At 74.4% G+C, this 1,903-nt stretch carries 1 protein-coding gene; it reads left to right on the top strand.

Annotation, left to right across the window (positions count from 1 at the left end; genetic code table 11):
* Positions 1-1,903, top strand: a 1,903-nt coding sequence (locus KBX39_RS30165; RefSeq protein WP_210873803.1) for a type I polyketide synthase, incomplete at both ends; no start/stop codon positions are given.

Here is a 1,903-nt window from a genome sequence, read left to right as displayed (position 1 = left end):
CTGGCCGCCGACGGAGCCGAACACCTCCTCCTGGTCAGCCGGCGGGGTGGCGAGGCGCCCGGCGCGACCGCCCTCGCCGAGGAACTCGCCGGGCTCGGCGCGCGGGTAACCCTCGCGTCCTGCGACGTGGCCGACCGGGCCGCGCTCGCGACGCTGCTCGACTCGATCCCCGCCGAGCTTCCGCTGAGCGCGGTCGTGCACACCGCCGCCGCCCTCGACGACAACGTCGTCGACGCCGTGAGTGTCGACCAGCTGGCCACCGCCCTGCGGGCGAAGGTCGACGCCGCGCGCAACCTGGACGAGCTGACCCGGGGCAGCGACCTCTCCGCCTTCGTCCTCTTCTCCTCCCTCGCCGGCCTCATGGGCGCCGCCGGCCAGGCCACGTACGCGCCCGGCAACGCGTTCCTCGACGCCCTGGCGCAGCGCCGCCGCGCCGAGGGACTGCCGGCGACCTCGCTCGCCTGGGGCCTGTGGGCCGACGGCGGGGTGAGCGCGGGCGACTTCGAACAGCGGCTCAGCCGTACCGGTTTCGGCGCGATGGCACCGGAGACAGCCGTGCGCGCCTTCAGCCGTGCGCTGGACCGCGACGAGACGTACCTCGTCGTGGCCGACATCGACTGGGCCCGGGTGGCCGCCACCGGTCCGCGGCGCGCCCACCCGCTGGTCCGCGACCTGCTGGCCGAGGCCGGCGCGGCGGTGCCCGCCGACGCCCCGGTGCCGGCGGCCGACCTGCGCCTGCGCCTGTCGGGAATGCCCGGCGCGGAGCAGTTGCGCGTCCTCGGTGAGCTGGTACGCGCCGAGGTCGCCGCCGTGCTCGGCCACGAGTCCGTCGAGCGGGTGGCGCCGGACCGGGCGTTCCAGGATCTCGGTTTCACCTCGCTGGCAGCTGTCGAGCTGCGCAACCGGCTCGACGCGGCGACCGGCCTCGCGCTGCCGACCACGCTCGCCTTCGACTACCCGAACTCGGCGGCTCTGGCCGGCCACATCCACGCCGAGCTGCTCGGCGGGCAGGCGCTGCCCGTCCCCGCCGCCACCGGCCCCGTCGTGGGCGACGACCCGATCGTCATCGTCGGCATGGGCTGCCGTTTCCCGGCCGGAGCCGAGTCCCCGGAGGGGCTCTGGGACCTGCTGACGGCCGGTGCCGACGCGATGTCGGACTTCCCGGCCAACCGGCACTGGGACCTGGAGTCGCTGACCGGCACCGACTCCTACGTCTCGCGCGGGGCCTTCCTGGCCGACGCGGGCGGCTTCGACGCGGAGTTCTTCGGCATCTCGCCGCGGGAGGCGCTCGCCATGGACCCGCAGCAGCGGCTGCTGCTGGAGGTCTCCTGGGAGGCGTTCGAAGACGCCCGGATCGAACCGCTCGCGCTGCGCGGCAGCCGCGTCGGGGTGTTCGCCGGCACCAACGGCCAGGACTACGAGACCGTCGTACGCGAGGCCGGTGAGTCGCTCGCCGGGTACGGCGCGACCGGTGCCTCCGCGAGCGTGTTGTCGGGTCGGGTGGCGTACTCGTTCGGTTTCGAGGGGCCGGCGGTGACTGTGGACACGGCGTGTTCGTCGTCGCTTGTGGCGTTGCACCTGGCGGCGCAGGCGCTGCGGTCCGGCGAGTGTGACCTCGCGCTGGCCGGCGGCGTCACGGTGATGTCCACCCCGGGCGCCTTCATCGAGTTCTCCCGCCAGGGTGGGCTGTCGGCGGACGGCCGCTGCAAGGCCTTCGCCGAGTCTGCGGACGGCACCGCGTGGGGCGAGGGTGTCGGTGTGCTGCTGGTGCAGCGCTTGTCGGATGCGCGGCGTGACGGGCGTCGGGTTCTGGCGGTGGTGCGGGGTTCGGCGGTGAATCAGGATGGTGCGTCGAATGGTTTGACGGCGCCGAATGGTCCGTCGCAGCAGCGGGTGATCCGGC

Source organism: Micromonospora sp. D75, assembly GCF_018070405.1.
GTDB classification, from domain to species: Bacteria; Actinomycetota; Actinomycetes; order Mycobacteriales; family Micromonosporaceae; genus Micromonospora; species Micromonospora chalcea.
This window is presented reverse-complemented; position numbering and strand designations above follow the sequence as displayed.